At 71.1% G+C, this 17,820-nt stretch carries 12 protein-coding genes and 4 pseudogenes; 9 read left to right on the top strand and 7 right to left on the bottom strand.

Going from position 1 to position 17,820, the window contains the following annotated elements; all coding sequences use genetic code 11:
• Nucleotides 1-197: 197 nt before the first annotated feature.
• The 4 genes and pseudogenes from ACIRA5_RS25755 to ACIRA5_RS25740 all read left to right on the top strand — a co-directional run.
• The gene (locus ACIRA5_RS25755; RefSeq protein WP_403694080.1) at nucleotides 198-428 is read left to right on the top strand and encodes a HEAT repeat domain-containing protein; all 231 of its coding nucleotides are present in this window, start codon (nucleotides 198-200) and stop codon (nucleotides 426-428) included.
• A 9-nt stretch (nucleotides 429-437) separates the two neighbouring features.
• Nucleotides 438-868: pseudogene (locus ACIRA5_RS25750) on the top strand (transposase); the annotation flags it as partial.
• Nucleotides 869-1,641: 773 nt separating this feature from the next.
• A complete protein-coding gene (locus ACIRA5_RS25745; RefSeq protein WP_403694079.1) occupies nucleotides 1,642-5,355 on the top strand; it encodes a S8 family serine peptidase in 3,714 nt (1,237 codons plus the stop codon).
• A gap of 92 nt (nucleotides 5,356-5,447) precedes the next feature.
• Nucleotides 5,448-5,768, top strand: a pseudogene (locus ACIRA5_RS25740) (DUF488 domain-containing protein); the annotation flags it as partial.
• 166 nt (nucleotides 5,769-5,934) lie between these two features.
• On the opposite strand, the gene ACIRA5_RS25735 reads toward ACIRA5_RS25740, so the two are convergent.
• From ACIRA5_RS25735 to ACIRA5_RS25725, 3 genes and pseudogenes are all read right to left on the bottom strand, one after another.
• Nucleotides 5,935-7,155: a metallophosphoesterase gene (locus ACIRA5_RS25735; RefSeq protein WP_403694077.1), complete on the bottom strand. Its 1,221-nt coding sequence runs from the start codon at nucleotides 7,153-7,155 to the stop codon at nucleotides 5,935-5,937.
• Between the two features lie 709 nt (nucleotides 7,156-7,864).
• Nucleotides 7,865-8,044 carry a beta-propeller fold lactonase family protein gene (locus ACIRA5_RS25730; RefSeq protein WP_403694075.1) on the bottom strand — a complete coding sequence of 60 codons (180 nt, stop codon included), beginning with the start codon at nucleotides 8,042-8,044 and terminating at the stop codon, nucleotides 7,865-7,867.
• 137 nt (nucleotides 8,045-8,181) lie between these two features.
• Nucleotides 8,182-8,657: pseudogene (locus ACIRA5_RS25725) on the bottom strand (SMI1/KNR4 family protein); the annotation flags it as partial.
• 198 nt (nucleotides 8,658-8,855) lie between these two features.
• Here ACIRA5_RS25725 and ACIRA5_RS25720 point away from each other — a divergent pair.
• Nucleotides 8,856-9,854: a helix-turn-helix domain-containing protein gene (locus ACIRA5_RS25720; RefSeq protein ID WP_403694074.1), complete on the top strand. Its 999-nt coding sequence runs from the start codon at nucleotides 8,856-8,858 to the stop codon at nucleotides 9,852-9,854.
• A gap of 143 nt (nucleotides 9,855-9,997) precedes the next feature.
• Here the strand turns inward: ACIRA5_RS25720 and ACIRA5_RS25715 are convergent, their stop codons facing one another.
• The 3 genes from ACIRA5_RS25715 to ACIRA5_RS25705 form a co-directional block, all read right to left on the bottom strand.
• The gene (locus tag ACIRA5_RS25715; protein WP_403694072.1) at nucleotides 9,998-13,375 is read right to left on the bottom strand and encodes a S8 family peptidase; all 3,378 of its coding nucleotides are present in this window, start codon (nucleotides 13,373-13,375) and stop codon (nucleotides 9,998-10,000) included.
• 191 nt (nucleotides 13,376-13,566) lie between these two features.
• Nucleotides 13,567-14,082, bottom strand: a complete 516-nt coding sequence (locus tag ACIRA5_RS25710) for a hypothetical protein (protein WP_403694070.1) — start codon at nucleotides 14,080-14,082, stop codon at nucleotides 13,567-13,569.
• Entirely contained in the window at nucleotides 14,019-14,489 is a 471-nt protein-coding gene (locus ACIRA5_RS25705) for a transposase (protein WP_403694068.1), read from the bottom strand. Before ACIRA5_RS25705 ends, ACIRA5_RS25710 begins: the two co-directional genes overlap by 64 nt.
• 411 nt (nucleotides 14,490-14,900) lie before the next feature.
• Here ACIRA5_RS25705 and ACIRA5_RS25700 point away from each other — a divergent pair, with 411 nt between their 5' ends.
• Nucleotides 14,901-15,110 (top strand): DUF6243 family protein, encoded by a 210-nt coding sequence (locus tag ACIRA5_RS25700; protein WP_403694067.1) that lies wholly within the window; start codon nucleotides 14,901-14,903, stop codon nucleotides 15,108-15,110.
• 121 nt (nucleotides 15,111-15,231) lie between these two features.
• Here ACIRA5_RS25700 and ACIRA5_RS25695 read toward each other — a convergent pair.
• A pseudogene (locus ACIRA5_RS25695) lies at nucleotides 15,232-15,498 on the bottom strand (MFS transporter); the annotation flags it as partial.
• A gap of 325 nt (nucleotides 15,499-15,823) precedes the next feature.
• On the opposite strand from ACIRA5_RS25695, the gene ACIRA5_RS25690 reads away from it, so the two are divergent.
• From ACIRA5_RS25690 to ACIRA5_RS25680, 3 genes are all read left to right on the top strand, one after another.
• Nucleotides 15,824-15,982 carry a hypothetical protein gene (locus ACIRA5_RS25690; RefSeq protein WP_403694066.1) on the top strand — a complete coding sequence of 53 codons (159 nt, stop codon included), beginning with the start codon at nucleotides 15,824-15,826 and terminating at the stop codon, nucleotides 15,980-15,982.
• Between the two features lie 93 nt (nucleotides 15,983-16,075).
• The gene (locus ACIRA5_RS25685) at nucleotides 16,076-16,642 is read left to right on the top strand and encodes a Chromate resistance protein ChrB (protein ID WP_403694064.1); all 567 of its coding nucleotides are present in this window, start codon (nucleotides 16,076-16,078) and stop codon (nucleotides 16,640-16,642) included.
• A 26-nt stretch (nucleotides 16,643-16,668) separates the two neighbouring features.
• Complete coding sequence (locus ACIRA5_RS25680) at nucleotides 16,669-17,820, top strand: MFS transporter (protein WP_403694463.1); 1,152 nt, start codon at nucleotides 16,669-16,671, stop codon at nucleotides 17,818-17,820.

Here is a 17,820-nt window from a genome sequence, read left to right as displayed (position 1 = left end):
TGGCCATGTCCCTGATCGGAGATGTCTGCCCGATCAGTAATCACTGATGTGATGCGGGACCGGATCGAGCCGGTGATGCCAGCCGATCCGGTCCGTGGGCGCTGTCAACTTGAGGTGTTGTCGAACTCCTCGCGCGCGATGAGGACCGTGTCGTACAGCTCTTCCTCGCGGAATCCTGCGATGACGCACCCGCGGACATGCTGCTGAGGGTTTGGCAGTGGTGGACCGGCAGCCTCAGCACGCCCGATCGCCCGCACGGTCATCCGAACTTCCCCCGCACCGCCCTGCTCCGGTACGCCGATGACCCGAACCCGCGGATGCGCCAACTGGCCCTGGACGGCCCGAAGCCGACTGACGAACTGGTCGAGCGGTCCAGCCGGGACAGCGACGAGGAAGTACGGCACCGTGCCGCGAAGGACCCGGGCTGACGCCCGCACAACGACGTCACCCAGCTGATCCCCTTGCTCGACGCGATCCCGCCGGTCCGCGGCCGGGTCGGCCGCGCCGCAAGCCGGACTCGCTGTTCGCCGACCGGGGCTACGACCACGACATCTACCGCGACCAGGTCCGCGCCCGCGGCATCGTGACCGTCATCGCCCGCCGCGGAACCCGCCGCGGCACCGGACTGGGCACCTACCGGTGGGTGGTCGAGCGCACCTTCGCCTGGTTGCACGGCTTCCGCCGCCTACGCACCCGTTGGGAACGCAGAGCCGACATCCACGAAGCGTTCCTCAAACTCGCCTGCTGCCTCATCACCCACCGACAACTCGGCTCATTGTGTTGGCCGCTGTGTGAAGGCGCGTTGCGAGTAGAGCATCGTCCACAGGTTGAACGCTTGCGCCGATTCCGCAACTGGGCGCCCCGGTAAGCGGACTTCGACACGGATTCGACAGATGCCCGCTCCCTGCCCGGGTCGATGCTGTGTGGAATTGCGCGAACCCCTCGACGGTGCCGGGCCCGGCAACCGGCGAACCCCTCGACGGTGCCGGGCCCGGCAACCAGAGGGCGGTGACCGTGTGCGAACGTGAGGAGGCCGCCCGAGACTTCGAAGCCTGACGGCAAAGCGCGATGCCACGACCCCATCGCCAAGATCGTTTCATGAGCTCTGCGGCCGTCAACAAATTGCGGGAAGATGCCCTCTGACCAGGCGAGGATCTACTCGCTGACGAAAGGGCACGGTCAGCGTATGAGCGCGCAGCCGACGGTCAGGAAGGCGTCGTGGACGTCGTCGCGGACATCCAGCGGATCCGCAGTTGACGCAACCAGTGCGGGTGGGCGAGGGCACGCGCTGAGTGACGGGGAGTGGGTACCGGCTGTGGGGCTGTCGGCCCCCCGCGGGAAGGCCCATCACCCATCGATGACGTGAGAGCGCGGGCCCGCCGCACCTGGCGTCCGCCCCGGCGGAGGGCATGCGCCAAGCCGCCGACCAGGATGCCCCACAGGCCCGTTGCTCCGTCCCACGACACGCCGAATTCATAGGGCGGTCCGCCCCCCTGGACGCGCGGTGGCCGACGACCCCGTCTGCGCGTGGCGTAACTGTGCCATGGCACAAGAGCGACGTGTGCGACCCCTTGAACGACGGCAGGGGAGGCCGGAGGATCCAGTGATCTTTCGCTCTTCGCCGCGTCTCAGGAGTCTTCCTTGCCCAAGGTTCCCATCCCCCGGCCCGGGCCGATCGCCCTCGCCGTGGCGGCCGCGCTCACACTCGGCGTCATACCGGCGACTGCCGCTGTGTCCGCGTACTCCGCCGGTGAGGTGTCGCACAACGACGCTGGACACCAAACCCCCGGCGATGCCGGCACGCACACCGTCACCCTGATCACGGGTGACAAGGTCACCATCGGGACCGCCGCCGACGGCACCGTCGTGCACTCCTTCCAGGCCGCGAGCGGAGCCACCACCGGCTTCCACCGTGCTGTCCTGGACGGCGCCACTTACGTCTACCCCGACTCCGCGCTGCCGTACGTGAGCGCCGGGAAGCTCGACAAGCAGCTCTTCAACGTGACGCGGCTGATCGCCGAGGGCTACGACGACGCGCACAGCTCCCGGCTGCCGCTGATCGTGCGCTACACCGGAGCCGCCGCCAAGTCCCGCACCCGGGCGAAGATGGCCGGCTCGACCGACGTCCGCCGCCTGGACAGCATCCAGGGCGCGGCCCTCGCGCAGAATCACCAGCAGGCACCGGAGTTCTGGTCCTCGCTCACCGGAGGTTCCGGCGCGGCGGCCCGGTCCGCGAAGCCGTCCTTCGCGGGCGGCGTCGCCAACGTGTGGCTCGACGGCAAGGTGAAGGCCGACCTGGCCGACTCCACCGCCCAGATCGGCGCGCAGAAGGTATGGGCGGAGGGCGACACCGGCCAGGGCGTGAAGGTCGCGATGCTCGACAGCGGCGCGGACACCGAACACCCGGACCTGGTCGGGCAGGTGTCCGACAGCGCCAGCTTCGTCCCCGGCGAGGACGACATCGCCGACTACAACGGCCACGGCACGCACGTCGCCTCGACCATCGTCGGCACGGGCAGTGCCTCCGACGGCAAGGAGCGGGGTGTCGCCTCCGGCGCCCGGCTGGCCGTCGGCAAGGTGCTCAACTCCGAGGGCAGCGGCCAGGAATCCTGGATCATCGCGGGCATGGAGTGGGCCGCCCGCGACCAGAAGGCCAGGATCATCAGCATGAGCCTGGGCGGCAGCGGTGACAAGACCGACCCGATGAGCCAGGCCGTCGACGAACTCAGCCACGACACGGGCGCGTTGTTCGTGATCGCGGCGGGCAACGGTGGCCCGCACTCCATCAGCAGCCCCGGTGCCGCAGACTCCGCGCTGACCGTCGGCGCCGTCGACTCCACCGACACGCTCGCCGACTTCTCCAGCCAGGGCCCGCGTGACGGCGACGGCGGGCTGAAGCCGGAGATCACCGCGCCCGGCGTCGACATCGTCGCGGCGCGCTCGCACTACAAGCGCGGCTCCGGCTACTACACCACGATGAGCGGCACGTCGATGGCGACGCCGCACGTCGCCGGTGCCGCCGCGCTCCTCGCCTCAGAGCACCCCGACTGGACGGGCACCCAGCTCAAGGAGGCGCTGGTCAGCAGCGCCAAGGCAACCCCGGCGTACACCCCGTACCAGGCGGGCGCCGGCCGGCTCGACGCGCTGGCGGCCGTGCACACCACGGTCTTCGCCACCACGAGCGCCTACTCCGGCTTTTACACGTGGCCGCCGAAGCCGGGGCAGACCGACGTCCAGACGGTGACGTACACCAACGTCGGCGACGCACCGGCCAACCTCAACCTGGCGGTCAACGGCACCGTCCCGGCAGGGTTGTTCAGCCTCTCCGCCGGCCACGTCACCGTGCCCGCCCACGGCACCGCCACGGTCACCCTGACGGCGGATCTGGACAAGCTGGGCGGCGACCAGTCGGTCAGCGCCATGATCACCGGTACGGACGGCAGCGGAGCGGTCCGCGCCCGGACCCTGATCGGCGCGGCCCGCGAGGGCCAGCGGCAGAATCTGACCGTGGTCGCCAAGGACCGTTCGGGCAAGCCGCTGGAGGGCCGGGTCGTCCTGACCGCCGAGCACCTCTTCACGGTGATGGACCTCGACGCGTCCGGCACCGGCACGGCGCGGCTGCCCGTCGGCAGCTACAGCGGCTGGCTCACCGGTGACGTGCAGGGCGCCGAAGGCCCGCACTCGCGCGGCATGGTGCTGCTCGCCTTCAACGACGTGAAGCTGGACCAGGACCGTACCGTCACCCTGGACGGCCGCAAGGCACGCCGGATCCTGGCGCGCGTGCCGCAGCAGACCACCGCCGTCGCACCGCGCCTGGACGCCCACCGGTCCTTCACCGACAGCCTGGTGGAGACGTCGATGCTGCCGGACCCGTCGTACGACAGCATCTGGGCGCTCCCGACCGGCAAGAAGGTCACCGACGGCGAGTTCGAGACCGGCGCCCGCTTCCGCCTCGAGCAGCCCGCGCTGACCGTGAGCACGAAGTCGACGACCTTCAAGGACCCGCTGGTCAAGCGCGCGGCCACGCCGCTGCCCGCCGGTACCCGGAACCTGACGGCGGTCTTCGCCGGTGACGGCACGGCCGAGGAGCTCGCGCGGCAGAACGTGCGCGGCAAGGCCGTCGTGGTGCGCGGCGCCGGCACGGAAGGGATCAAGGCCCAGGCGGAGGCCGCCGCGGCCGCCGGGGCCCGGCTGCTGCTGGTCGTCAACGACGGCGTCGGCCGCCTGCAGCCCTGGGACGAGAACCCCTGGAGTCCGGAGAGCCCGGCCCCGGTGACGGTGGCGACGCTCAACGCCGACCAGGGCGCCGACCTGCTCGGCCAACTTCGGCACGGCGCGGTCTCGCTGAAGGTCACCTCGCACCCCACGACCGACTACGTCTACGACGTCGTGCACCACTGGACGGGCGCCGTTCCGGCGGACCCGACCTGGCGTGAGGAGCCCAAGGACCTCAGCCGGGTGAACGTCTCCTTCCGGAACTACCGGCAGGGCAAGGCGATGGAGTTCCGTCCGGACGTCTGGCGCGGCTGGGCCGTCGGCAACCAGCTCACCGCGCCCGCCCAGGGCGAGCGCACCGACTGGGTCACCGCCGGCACCACGTGGCTTGACGACGCATTCATCCAGGGCGAGACCGGGCAGCACTCGATCGACCCGCTGAACTACCTGGCGCGCAAGACCGGCAAGGTCAGCTGGTTCGGTCCGATCCAGCGGCCCCGTATGGGCCCGATCAACTACCAGCCGGTGCGCTACCTCGACACGATGTACATCACCGCGCCCGGCTGGGGTGACTCGGGGTCCGGCCACGTCGGCGAGGCCGGCGCGAACTTCGACGTCAAGGACTGGATGTCGCTCTACCAGGGCGACCAGCAGCTCGACTGGGGCAACGCCGAGTACCTGCAGGTTCCCGGCCTCGGCGCCGAGCGCCTGCCCTACCGGCTGGTCCTCGACAACGACCGCGGCACCTGGGCCGACCCGTACTCGACGCACACGCTGACCGAGTGGGACTTCACCTCCGCGGTCACCGGCAGCGATGCGGCGGTGTCCCTGCCGCTCATCCAGCTCGACTACGGCGTGGACACCGACAGGTCCGGCCGTGCCGACCGGCACGCCGGCCTGACGGTGACCGCCTCGCACCTGCCGGGCACCACCGCCACCATCGCAAAGCCGACCGTCGAGGTGTCGTACGACGACGGTGCGACCTGGCAGCGGACCGACCTGAGCCGGCGCGATGACGGATGGCGGACGAACCTGCGCGCGCCGCGGTCCGCCGACTTCGTCACCCTCCGGGTCGGCGCCCGGGACAGCGCGGGCAACACCGTCTCGCAGACGATCACCCGGGCCTTCGGCCTGCGCTGACGTCACACCCCGGGAGGTCACCTGGGACAGCACCGCCTGGGTGGGACCGCAGCCGGCGGCCCCACCCACGCGGCGTTCCCAGGTGTCAGAGGATCTACGAGGACACCTCGTCGCGGAACGGCAAGCGAGTGCTCGTGGACCGCCTGTGGCCCCGCGGAATGAGCAAGGAACGGGCCCACCTGGACGAATGGCTCCGCGACGTGGCGCCGTCGGCGGACCTGCGCCACTGGCACCATCACGACCAGGAGCGCTTCGCGGAGTTCCGGAATCGCTACATCGGCGAACTGGAGGTCGCCGATCACCGGCCAGCCGCGCAGCACCTGCGTGATCTCGCCGCCCACGACAAGGTCACCTTGCTCACCGCCACCAAGGACCTCGGCCACAGTGAGGCCGCCGTGCTCGCCCAGTGGCTCGGCGCCGATCGTTGCTCCGTCATCCGGCGGGCCTGGCGGACTGCGCGGCAGCAGGTTCTTCGCATGGTCCGGATCTCGTCCTCGGCGAGACGGGCCTGGCCATCTGTCGACGCCGTACCCCTCGGTTCGGGGACTGCTCCAAGCGGATGTGTTGGTCCGCCCAGTGCTACGGCAGGGTGGGTAGGCGTGGGGAGCGGAGTACGAGCAGGGTGATCTCGCTGGGGGCGAAGATGCGGAACGGCGGGCCCCAGAAGCCGGTGCCGCGGCTGGTGTAGAGGAGGGTGCGGGTGCCGTGGCGGCTGAGGCCGGCGAGGGCGGGCTGGTCGACGCGGACCAGGTGGTGGAAGGGCCAGATCTGGCCGCCGTGGGTGTGGCCGGAGAGTTGGAGGTCGACGCCGTCGGCTGCCGCCCGGTCGACGAACTTGGGCTGGTGGGCCAGGAGCAGGACGGGGTGGTCGGGGTCGGCGCCGTGCAGGGCTCCGGCGAGGTGGGCGCGGTGGCCTGCCAGGCCGGAGGACTCGGCGGTGACGTCGTCCACGCCGGCGACCACGAGGGTGTCGCCACCGCGTTCGAGCAGCAGATGGCGGTTGCGCAGTGGCTCCCAGCCCAGCTCGTCCATGAGGTCGACCCAGCCCTGGGCCTCGCTGTAGTACTCGTGGTTGCCGGTGACGTAGACCCGGGCCCGGGTGGCCCGCACGGTGCCGAGTGGGGCGGCCTGGGCGCGGCGGCGTTCGGCCGTGCCGTCCGCGATGTCTCCGGCGTGGCAGACCAGGTCGGCCTGCAGAGTGTTCACCGTCTCGCAGACCCGCGCCGACCAGCGGGCGCGGTCGAGTGGGCCGTAGTGGGTGTCGGTGATGAGGACGACGCGGATGCCGTCCAACCCGGCCCCCAGGCGCGGAAGTTGCACGTCCAGGCGGCGTACCCGTGGTACCCGGCGGGCCTCGGCGTACCCCCAGGCGAGCAGCACGGCGGCTGCGCCGAGGACCGCCCAGGTGACGATCCGGGCCCGGTCCTGGCTGTCGCCGACGCCGGTCACGGTCAGGGCGAGCCGCAGCAGGACGCCGAGCAGAACGGACCAGGTGAACAGGACCCAGATGGTGCCCAGCAGGGTGTCCCCGATGATCGCCGCCCAGTCCTGCTGGCGTCGGCCGTGGCCGCGCACCATCGCGAGCGGCATGCCGATCAGGCCGAGGGCGAACAGGGCGGTGCCGGCCAGCGTGACGGGGAGTGGCCAGTGCTGGCCGGTGTGCAGCAGCACCCAGCAGGGCACGGCCCACAGCAGGACGGGGGCGACCAGGGGGAGGTAGCGCATCAGGCCGTGCAGTCGGCTCCGCTGGGTCTCGTGCGCTGCACTGTCGGCGGATCGGGTTTCGCTGGTGTCGGTCACGCTTCCCCTTCTCAAGCAACCGGGCTGCCGTCGCGCGCACTGTATCCGGCCGTCTTCGGGCCGGTCGGACGGGGTGTTCATGGTGGGCAGCCCCATGCAGCGAAGGGGTCTTTGCCGGGCGGCAAGACTCCGCTGCGGCGGCTGGGGTGCCGACGACTACGGCCTCGGCCCCCGGGGGGGGCTGATCTCGGTCCCCGGGAACACCCCTGTTCGCGCGGGCGGTCGCCGGGAGGCGCATGTTCTGGCCGGGCAAGCTCGACCAACCGCACGCCCTGCACTACCTGCCGGATCTCGCGCGGGCACTCGTGATGCTGGCCGACAGCGAGGCGTCATGGGGGACGGGCGTGGAACCTGCCCTCTCCCAAGCCTCTGACCGGCCGACAGTACGCCGCCGCAGCGGCCCTCGACGGCCGCACGCGCGTGAGCGCAGTACCCAAGCTCGCCCTGCGGACCGCGTGCCTGTTCGAGACCCAGGCACGCGATGTGACGGAGATCTTCTGGCAGTTCGACCGGCCGTTCCTGATCGAAGCGAGCGCCATCGAAACCCACATCGGACAGCTGACCCCGACGCCCCAGGCCGACGCAAATAGCCCAGACCATGGCTGGACACCGGAGGGAGGCCGAGAACCTCCGGCATGCTGGTTAAGGCAAGGGCTTAAGCGGCTTTCGTTTGCGAGGGTCCGAGCAGCTGACGTCGGGTACTGCCGTTTCAGTCCTGGTGGCGCAGCGCCATCATCAGGGGGACGGGGACGGGAGTCGTCCCGCCGGCGGGCGTCAGCTCGCCCCTCTCGGGCCCGACGGCGAACTGGGCGATGCTGTCGGCTGTGCTGTTGTTGACGTAGAGCCCTCGTCCACTGGGGTCGATGACGAAGTTGGTCGGACCGCTCACGCCGTGGCTGGTGGCCGATGACGGAGAGCATCCCGGTCGGGCGGTCGATCCGGTAGCCGGTGATCGTCCTCCGACATCCCAGGTCTACGTGCTCTCGACTCTCACCGTATGGAGAATGTGCGCAGCCTGGCCGGTCTCTACCTGCTCCCCGGCCCGTACTCCCCCGTCCGCCGGCGCGCGGCTGCCCGGTGCATGCGGATCACCGCGTACGTCTCGCCGTCTCTCGGCGGCCGCGTCCATGAACGGGTGGTGAATGTGTGCAGCCGCCCGTTCGTGATGGCATGACGCGGCAGATGGCACCGAACTCCCCGGCCACCGCTTCCAGCAGCGAACGTTCCTCCTCGGCGCCGTCCTCCAGGTCACCGAAGAACCGGCTCGGGGCCAGCGCCTGCGGTATCTCCCCGCTTGACCGGACCTCTCCGTCCGCGTAGGTGAACGCGTACTGCTCGGCACCGTCTCGCGCCACCGAAAGGTGGAAGAACGGTTCACCGTGCCATGTCCTCAGGCCGCTCCACACCACCACCGCACGGGTGCCCGCGCTGGCGGCGGCGGCCGGGGAGACGAACCGCCGCCGGTCGAACGGGGCAGGGTAGCCGTCGAAGGCGAAGCTCCACAGTCTGTGACACTCGAGCGGCCCCGCCCGGGGTCCACCGGATGCTGACGGCACCGTCCCGTCACGGTGAACCAGATCGCCGGCGACAACCGTCGTGGTGCCTGGTCGCAGGGGCTGGTGGAATCATCAGCCGGGACGACTGAGTTCCTCCCGCGGAAACCCGGGCGGAGGCGGCCGGACGGTGAGAAAGGTGGCGACATGCTGGAGACGGTGGGCCTGACGGCCGACGAGAGCGAGGTGTACCGCCTTCTGGTCGCCACCGGGACGGCGTCCGCTCAGGACATCTCCGGCCGCTCGGCCCTCGACGTCGTGGCCGCGCGGCTGCTGCTGCGCGCGCTGGAGCACAAGGGCCTGGCGTCGGCGGTCGAGGACAGTCCCGAATGGTTCACGGCCGTGCCGCCGCAGGTGGCCCTCATGCCACGGCTCCAACGCCACTTCGACGCCCTGGAACAGACCCGGGCCGCCGTCTACGAACTTGCGGAGACACACCGCCGCAGCGCATGGGCCCGGAACACGGGCGAGGCCGTCGAGATCATCACCGGCGCGGCGGCACTGCGCCAGCATCTGCGCCAGCTCCAGCACGGCGCCGGCCGGGAGATGATGTGGTTCGTGAAGGCCCAGTACGTGGCCATGTCCCCGGAGAGCAATCAGGAGGAGTTCGACGCGCTGGACCGGGGCGTGCTCTACAGGGCCCTGTACGAGCAGGCGTACTTCGACGACCCCGACTCGGTGGACTACGTCGTCAAGGGCGTGTGCGCCGGAGAGGTCGCCCGGGCGGTGCCTCTGCTGCCGCTGCGGATGGCGATCGCCGACCGCTCGGTGGCCATCCTGCCGCTGGCCGCCTCGGGCACGTCCCGCAACCCCCGGGAACTGCGGGCCGCGGTGGTGCGGGAGAGCAGCCTGCTGGACGCGCTCATCGCCCTGTTCGAACACCACTGGGAGATCGGTGCCCCGCTCCGGGTGACCGAGGAGGGCCAGATCGGCGGCGCCGGCACCACGGATGCCGCCTCGCCGGTCGGGGAGGACCGGCACCTGCTCTCCCTGATGGTCGCCGGCATGACGGACGAGGCGATAGCCGGACAGCTGCGGGTCAGCAAGCGCACCGTCCAGCGGCGCATCCAGGGCCTGATGAGCCTGGCGGGCGTCGCGACCCGTATGCAGCTGGGCTGGCACGCGGCCCGCCGCGACTGGCTCTGAGCACGGCGGACGCCACAACGCACACGAACAGGGCCCACCGGACGTGTCCGGCGGGCCCTGTCCCCGTCCGTCCGGCCACTGCGGCCGGGCTGTGCTACTCGCGGAAGCAGTTACTCGAGGACGTGGCTACTCCGCGAAGGCGGCTACTTGAGCAGGTAGCCCTTGATGACGGTCTCCTTGAAGGAGTTGCCCGCCGCGTCCTCGACGTGGACGCGCAGGCTGACCGAGCCACCCGCGGCGCGCCGCGGGTGCTCCACGGTCACGGTGCGCTCCATGCCGGAGCCCTTGACCCGCACCGACTGCCAGGTCTTCCCCTCGTCGAAGGAGACCTCGGTGGTGAAGACGCGGACGGGCGACGCCGGGGCACCGGCCGTCCGCTGGATCAGGACCGGGATGTCGAGACCACGGCCGGCCTCGGCCCGGTTCCACTCGTCCAACTTCGGCGACATACGGACCGCGTACAGCGGCAGCGCCTGCCGGGTCGCCGTGGTCTGCGACCGGAACCGCCACTCCGCCCGCACACTCGTGGAGACGGAGCTGGGGGCCATGTCACGGTCGTGCTCGACCGTCAGACGGTAGTCGGCGAGGGTGGCGTCGGCCGGGACGTCGCTCATGCTCCAGTCCTGGGAGACCAGCTCGCCGTTGCGCCACAGCTTCACCTCGGGCAGGCCGGACGTGGTGTCGGCCACCAGGTCGAGGTTGCCGTTCGCGGCCGACTGGAAGGGCCGGAACATCGTGTCGCCCTCGCGGAAGGCGGCCATCTGGGACGAGAGGCCCACGGCCTGGATCCCGCCGTTCCAGCGCTCCTCGACCTGGGAACCGGCGTGGTAGCCGTGCAGGTCGCTCAGGTAGCTCTGCCCGTGCGCGTTCGGGTCGAGGAAGCTGTTCTGGTCGAAGGCCGTCTGCCAGCGCAGGCCGTCTGCCGCCGAGAAGTAGTCGACGCGCCGGGCCGGGACCGGGATCCCCTCCAACGCCCGTCCGCTGAAACGGATGTTGTCGACGTACGTCCACACGATACGCATGGCCGTGGTCCCCGGCGTGGTGGCGGCGAACGTGGTGTTCACCCTGGCCAGCTCCGACTTGCGGGGGTGGTAGGCAGGATCCGCCGGGATGGCGCCGTGCACGGGTCGCGTGAGGTAGTAGATGGAGGAGGGATTCCCGTCCGCGCCGGCCGGGTCGCCCCAGACGCTGGTGACGAGGTACGTGAACTTCGAGTCCTTGTAGCGGGCCGTCGGCACCGCGTACACGCCGTCGATGTGGTCGGTGCCGATCGCGTTGTTCATGGTGACCGAGAGCAGCTGGTCGGCCATGCTGATCGTGCCGATCTCGGCCGACATGATGCGCGCCGAGCGGCTCGGCGCCGACACCGTGACGGGCTTCGCCTTCCGGGCGTCGATGGTCACCTGCCGGTCGGCCTTCATCTCGACCTCCGGCACGCCGACGATGGTGCCCTCGGTGAAGGAGGCGTCGAAGAAGAAGCCGCTCACCGAGTAGGTGTCCTTCGGCAGTCGCACCACCGTGCTGCTCTTGCCGAGCGCCTCGACCTCGTACGCCTTGCCGTCGGCCGAGTTGACCAGCAGGTAGGCGTTGTCGGGGGCGGCGCCCGTGCGGCTCTTCATGCCGATGCGCAGGTCGTAGGACGGCTGCTCGACGTCCATGCCGAACGGGACGCGCACCGAAACCTGGTCGTCCGCGGTGCTCGCGATCACCACACCGCTGTAGGCGGCGTACGTCGTGGTGGCTTCCGGGGTCGCGGTCAGGGTGACGGCCGCGGTTCCGTGCGCGGGCACGGTGACCGTGTCGGCGCTGAGCCGGAACAGCCCGGCGGGGGCGGCCACGTCCTTCTTCCCACTGCTCGGGTTGTCCTTCAGCTGAAGGGTGACCGGCGCGGCGCCCGGGTTGCGGTAGGTGATGCTCTTGGTCACCGGAGGCCGCTTGCCATCCGTCCAGCGGATCAGCCCGAAGTCCAGTGCGTCGGTGTCGGCGGTGACGTCCTGGTCGACCGCCCGGGCGACGTCGACACGTCCGGCGCCCTGGAAGTAGGCGCCGTGCTCCTTGGCGCCGGTCGCCGACTGCATCAACTGGCGCTTGACCTGCTCCGCCGTCCAGTCGGGGTGCTGCTGGAACAGGATGGTGGCGGCTCCGGTCACATGGGGCGTGGCCATGGACGTACCGCTCATCGCGACATAGCCGTCGTCGGCGGTGGTGCCGCCCACCCTCGCGGCGACGACGTTGACGCCGGGGGCGATGATGTCGGGCTTGAGGCCGGAGTCGCCCACCCGCGGGCCGACCGAGCTGAAGGCGGCGAGGTCGTCGTCCTCCTCGGCCGCGCCGACGGCCAGCGCCCGGTCGTCGGAGGCGGGCGAGGAGACCTTGCCGGGACCGCTGTTGCCGGCCGCGGCCACGACCAGCGTGCCGTCGTCACGGGTCACGGTGTCGACCATGGCCTCGAGGGCGTCGGTCTCCGGTGTGTCCGTGTCGCCCAGGCTGAGGTTGATCACCTTGGCGCCGTGCTGGGCGGCCCAGGCCAGTCCCTCGACGATGTCCGAGTTGTCGCAGTTGCCGTCGACGGTGCACACCTTGCCGGACAGGATCTGCACACCGGGTGCCACGCCCTTGTACTTGCCGTCGGAGGCGGCGCCGGAACCGGCGACCGTGGAGGTCACATGGGTGCCGTGACCGTTCAGGTCGTCGGTGTTCGGCTCGGTGGTGAAGTTCGCGGACTCGGTGACGAGGCCCTTGAGGTCCGGGTGGTCGGGGTCGTAACCGGTGTCGAGCACGGCGACCTTGACGCCGGTGCCGGTGTAGCCCTTCTCCCAGGCGTGCGGGGCGCCGATGCGCGGCACCGTGCTGTCGAGCTGGATCCTGGAGTGGCCGTCCAGCCAGACCCGGCGCACACCCGCTCCGAAGGACGTGGCGTCCGCCCGGCCGGGGGCGATGCCCTTCCAGAACCCGGCGGCGTCCGCGCGGTGTTCGCCGAGGGTCGCGAAGGGGGTCCCGCCGATGGGGCGGACGGTGTCGGCGCCGGCGGCGGTCAGCTGTCGCCGGGCGGTGCCCGCGTCCCCGGCGTACTCGACGATCAGCGGCAGGCTCGACCGCCGCGCGTACTTGCCCCGGACCAGGGCGGAGACGTTGAACAGCGCCTTGTCGAGGCGGCCCGTTGCGAGCAGCGGGAGCGTGTCGGCGGGTATGACCGTCCAGTCGCGACCGGCCTGGCGCTTGATGAACGCGACTCGTTCGCGGCCCTCGGCGGGCTCGACCGACACACTCTGCTTGCCCGAGGTGTCCGTCTCCAGCGTGACGCGGTCGCCGGTGATCAGGGTGAGCTGATGCCGGGAGATGATCGGCGACCGGGCCGCTCCGGTCTGCGCGGCGGCTTCCGTTCGCCCGGTGTGCGGGCCGAGGTCCTGAGCGGCGCCGGGGGCGGCGGTCAGACCGGCCACGAGCGCCACGAGGGCGGCGGCCACCGCCGTAAGCCGAGGCCGGGGCGGGCGGACCGCGCGGCGCCACCTGTTGTTCATGTCTCTCATGGGAGGACAGCGTGGTGCCGTCCGGTGCCGAGGTCAGCAGTTTGCCCTGTCCACCAGGCGTCAAGTCACCTTTACGTCAACCCCGATACTTCATGAAGAGGGCAAAAGTGGGCAGGTTGGCGGCTCATGGGCGAACCGGGCGAGCCGCTCCCCGGGTGGTGCCACGCCGCGGCCGCCGGAGATCACGCACAGTCTTTCCTTGCCGGTTCGACCGGAAGCCCTTCGACTGCCCACATGATGTGCCCATGGCGGACGTAGCGCGCCGTGGTCTCGTAGGGCGAGACGATCGCCGAGGCGGAGGGCGGCAGGCCGCCGTCGTCGGCGGTGCGCCAGCGCAGGCGGCCGGCCGCGTCACGGTAGTAGTGCTGCACGACGATCTGCCGCAAAGCCTCGGCCTGAGGCCCAGGCCGGTAGCCCGATCCCTGCCTGTGGAGGTGTTCCAACAGTCGACACGCGTCGTCGCCGACGGCGAGGATCCTGGTCTTGGGCCGGGTGGGGTTCTTGCCCAGACGGACCGGACGGCCGTAGCGGCGCCTCCAGTCCTCATCGGCCCGTCCGGTCAGCAGGTGATCAGCGGTGCGGGCCACTTCCTCCAGCACGGCGCGGACGGCCTCGGTGACCAGTTCCAGCCGGGTCAGGTCACGCACCGCTGCCAGGACATGGGTGGAGTCGGTGCGCTGCGTGGTGCGCTCGCGCACCAGCCCGGCCGCCTTGAGACGGGCCGGCGCGAGGTCGAGGAGGCGGTCGGGGCGGTCGCCTGCGGCGAGACGTTGCGGAAGTCGGCCAGCACGCTGTGGTGGAAACCGGGATCGTCCAGCTCCAGGGCCATGGCGTACTTGAAGTCGATGCGGCAGCGGACCGCCTCAGCCGCCTGCCGGTCCGACAGACCCAGCAGGGACTGCAGCACGCAGACAGTGGCCGGTTGGGCGGGCGAGATGCCGGTGCGTCTGTCGCGTGGGTACCAGCCGGCGAAGTCCTCGTCGCGCCACAGTCCGTCGAGGCGGTCTCTCACCCACATCGCCGTCGTACCGTCCGGATTGCTCGCCCGCGCGATCTGCGCGGTCAGAGACGGGACTTGCTCACCGGAACGGGGACGGAGCGACAACGGACACCTCGACAACTGCATCGGTCTTCGAAACAGCCCGAGCGTGCCCGCTGATCATGCTGGCGCACCGAAGAACTCCAAGATCCTCGACAGAGTCAAGCTCGTAAGGCAGCGCGTGCGGCTGCGGCACGAGCGCTGCTCGACGCATACCCGAAAGTGGCCGCAGCGGCCAGCGCCGAGCGAAAGACAGCGCCCGCGAACCTGCCTACCGCGTCGCCGCGGCCGACGCCGGGACGGCGAAGAACTTGGTGTGCGGAGCCGACGGGACCGGGTAACGTGTTGGTCATGTTCTTCCAGACGCCGATTTACGAGTGAGAGCGTGATGGGCCCCTGCTGACGTCCTTCGACGTAGCCGCGCCCGTCCCCCACCGATGAATCCGTAGATCACTTCACATCATTCCGGGAGAACCCGTGAGCAAGAACATCAACAACCCCGTGGGCATGGGCGGCGGCCAGCGCAAGAAGCTGTCCCGCGCCGAACGGCAGAACAACGGTCCGCACCGCAACCTCGACCGCCAGGGTGCCGCCGACCAGAAGGCGGAGCTGGTGCGCAAGATGCGCGAGAAGGCACGCGCAGCCGAGGGCGCCGGGCAGACGGGCGACGACACCGCACAGAGCTGACGCACCGCCGCCGCAGGTGGCACCGCACGGGGCAGGGCCCGGACCGCGACACGTGGTCCGGGCCCTGCTGCCGTACCGGGCGCGGCCTGCCCCGCTCAGCTCTCGGCCGAGCTCCCGCGTCTCAGCCGACCAACCGGGGCAGCCGCAGATTCAGCAGCCCCGTCACCGCCACCACCCCGAGCTGCACCAGCAGCGTCACCACCAGCGCGTTGCCTGTGCCCAGCCCGGGCGACACCGCCAGGAAGAGCGTGCCGAGCGTCGCCACCCCCACGGCCAGCGAGAACTGCTGCGCGGTCACCATCACCCCGCTGCCCACCCCCGCCCGGTCCGCCGGTACGTCGGAGAGCGCGATCCGCAGCAGCACCGGGAGCTGGAAGCCCTCGCCTGACGCTGGCCAGCGTCAGGCCGCCCTCGCTGACGTCGACCGCGCCCGCGGCAGGTGCCGACGGCGATGTTCTGGGCGCTGGCGTGGGGCCCGCCCCCGGCCACTCGAGTACGGCGAAGGTGTCCGAGACGGTCCGCGACCGGCCCAACGCGGCCCGGCAGTACGAGAGCGGGGGACGGCGAAGAGGCAGGGAGCGACGTACGCGCGGATCACTGCGCTCGACCTCGTCGCGGTCATGGGGAGACCTTTGAGCCGCACCCCATCGCGGGGGCCGGGTGATCTGGCCGACGGGCCAGTCGATCAGGGTTTCGCACAGGTGCGTTGCGCTGTGCCTGGGGTGATCATCGAACGTTTTGCGGTCACCGCCGCGATCGCCGCGTACGCCGCCGTGTGCTTCCTGTCCCGGTACTTCACTACCCGCACCCTCACCCCGTTCGCCGTGTACTGCCTGGTGGCCGGGGTCGCCAGCATCGCCCAGTTCGCCTGACGGCCGGGCGGTCGGGCGATCGGCACTGTCGTACCTGCTTCTGTTCCAGTCACCGCTACTCAATTGCAGGTAACGGGCGTTACATTTCCTTCTGTGTCCAGCAAGCAACCAACGGGTCAGTGGCTCGTTCTCGTGGTCAAGGTGCCTGCGGAGCCGTCGCGGCACCGGGTGGCGGTCTGGCGGGAGCTGCGCAAGATCGGTGCGCTCTCGCTCGGTCAGGGCGTGTGGGCCGTTCCGGACGTGCCGGTCTTCGCCGACGGCGTGGGCCGGGCGATCGCGCTCACGGAACAGGCGGGCGGACAGGCGGTAGCCCTGAACGCGTCCGGACGCGGGCCCGAGGACGCGGCCCGCTTCCAGGCGATGTTCACCGCCGCGCGGTCCGCGGACTGGGCGGAGTTCCTCGCGGACTGCGGCAAGTTCGAGGCGGAACTGGCCAAGGAGATCCGGATCGCCAAGTTCACGCTGGCCGAGCTGGAGGAAGAGGAGCAGTCGCTGGAGCGGCTGCGGCGCTGGCACCGTGACCTGACCGTGCGCGATGTGTTCGGCGCTCCGGAGGCGGCCGAGGCCGGCGAACGGCTCAAGCAGTCCACCGCCGCCTGCGAGGACTACGCCGAGCGGGTCTTCGCAGCTCTGCACCAGGCTCCGGAGGGGCAGCAGTGACCGCGCGGTCCGCCCCGGCCCGGCAGATGTGGCCGCTGTACGCGGCGGGGTTCACCACCGCCTTCGGGGCGCACGGCATCGCCGCGAGCCTCGGCGGTGACGCGGTCATCTCGCTGCTGGTGCTGGGCGGACTGCTCGCCCTGTACGACGGTGCCGAGGTGCTGCTGAAGCCGGTGTTCGGCACCCTCGCCGACCGGATCGGCGCCCGCCCGGTGCTGCTCGGCGGGCTCGGGGCCTTCGCCGTCGCGTCCGCGCTGTACGTCCTCGCCGACAGCCCCGGCTGGCTCTGGGCCGCACGCCTCGGGCAGGGAGCCGCGGCCTCCGCCTTCTCGCCGTCCGCCTCCGCGCTGGTCGCTCGGCTCAACCCGGCCGCCAAGCACGGGCGAGCCTTCGGCAGTTACGGCTTCCACAAGTCCATCGGCTACACCCTCGGCCCGCTGCTGGGCGGGGTCCTGGTGTGGACCGGCGGTCTGAGGCTGTTGTTCGCCGTCCTCGCGGTGCTGGGCGTGGTGGTCGCCGTCTGGGCCGGGCTCGCCGTCCCCGCCGTACCGCCGCTGCCCAAGGCCCGGCAGACGGTCCTCGACCTCGCCCGCCGTTTGGCCGACCCGGTGTTCCTCGCCCCGACCGCCGGGCTCGCGGCGGCGACCGCGGCGCTGTCGGTCGGGGTCGGTTTCCTGCCGGTCTCCGGCCGCGCCGCCGGGCTGGGCGCCGTCGCCACCGGCGCCGCCGTGTCGTTGCTCGCCGCGACCGCCGCGCTGGTCCAGCCGCGTGCCGGACGCGCGCTGGACGACGGGCGCCTGACCACTCGGACCGGTCTGGCCGCGGGGCTGTCGGTCACCGCGGTGGGGCTGGCCTGCGCGATGCTGCCGGGACTGATCGGCATCCTCGTCGGGGCCGTTCTGATCGGAGCCGGTACGGGGCTGATCACGCCGCTCGGCTTCGCCGCGCTGGCCGCGAGCACGCCTGCGGAGCGCCTCGGCCAGACCATGGGCGCCGCCGAACTCGGCCGCGAACTCGGCGACGCGGGCGGACCGCTGCTCGTCGCCGCCGTCGCCTCGCTCGCCACGCTCACCTACGGCTATGGGGCGCTCGCGTTCCTGATAGGGCTGGGCGCGGTGGTCGCGCTCGTTCGCCGTCGCGCGGCGTCGGTTGTACCCGAGCCCGAGTCGGGAAGGTGA

The organism is Streptomyces sp. NPDC096311 (assembly GCF_044763085.1).
Taxonomy (GTDB): Bacteria; Actinomycetota; Actinomycetes; order Streptomycetales; family Streptomycetaceae; genus Streptomyces.
This window is presented reverse-complemented; position numbering and strand designations above follow the sequence as displayed.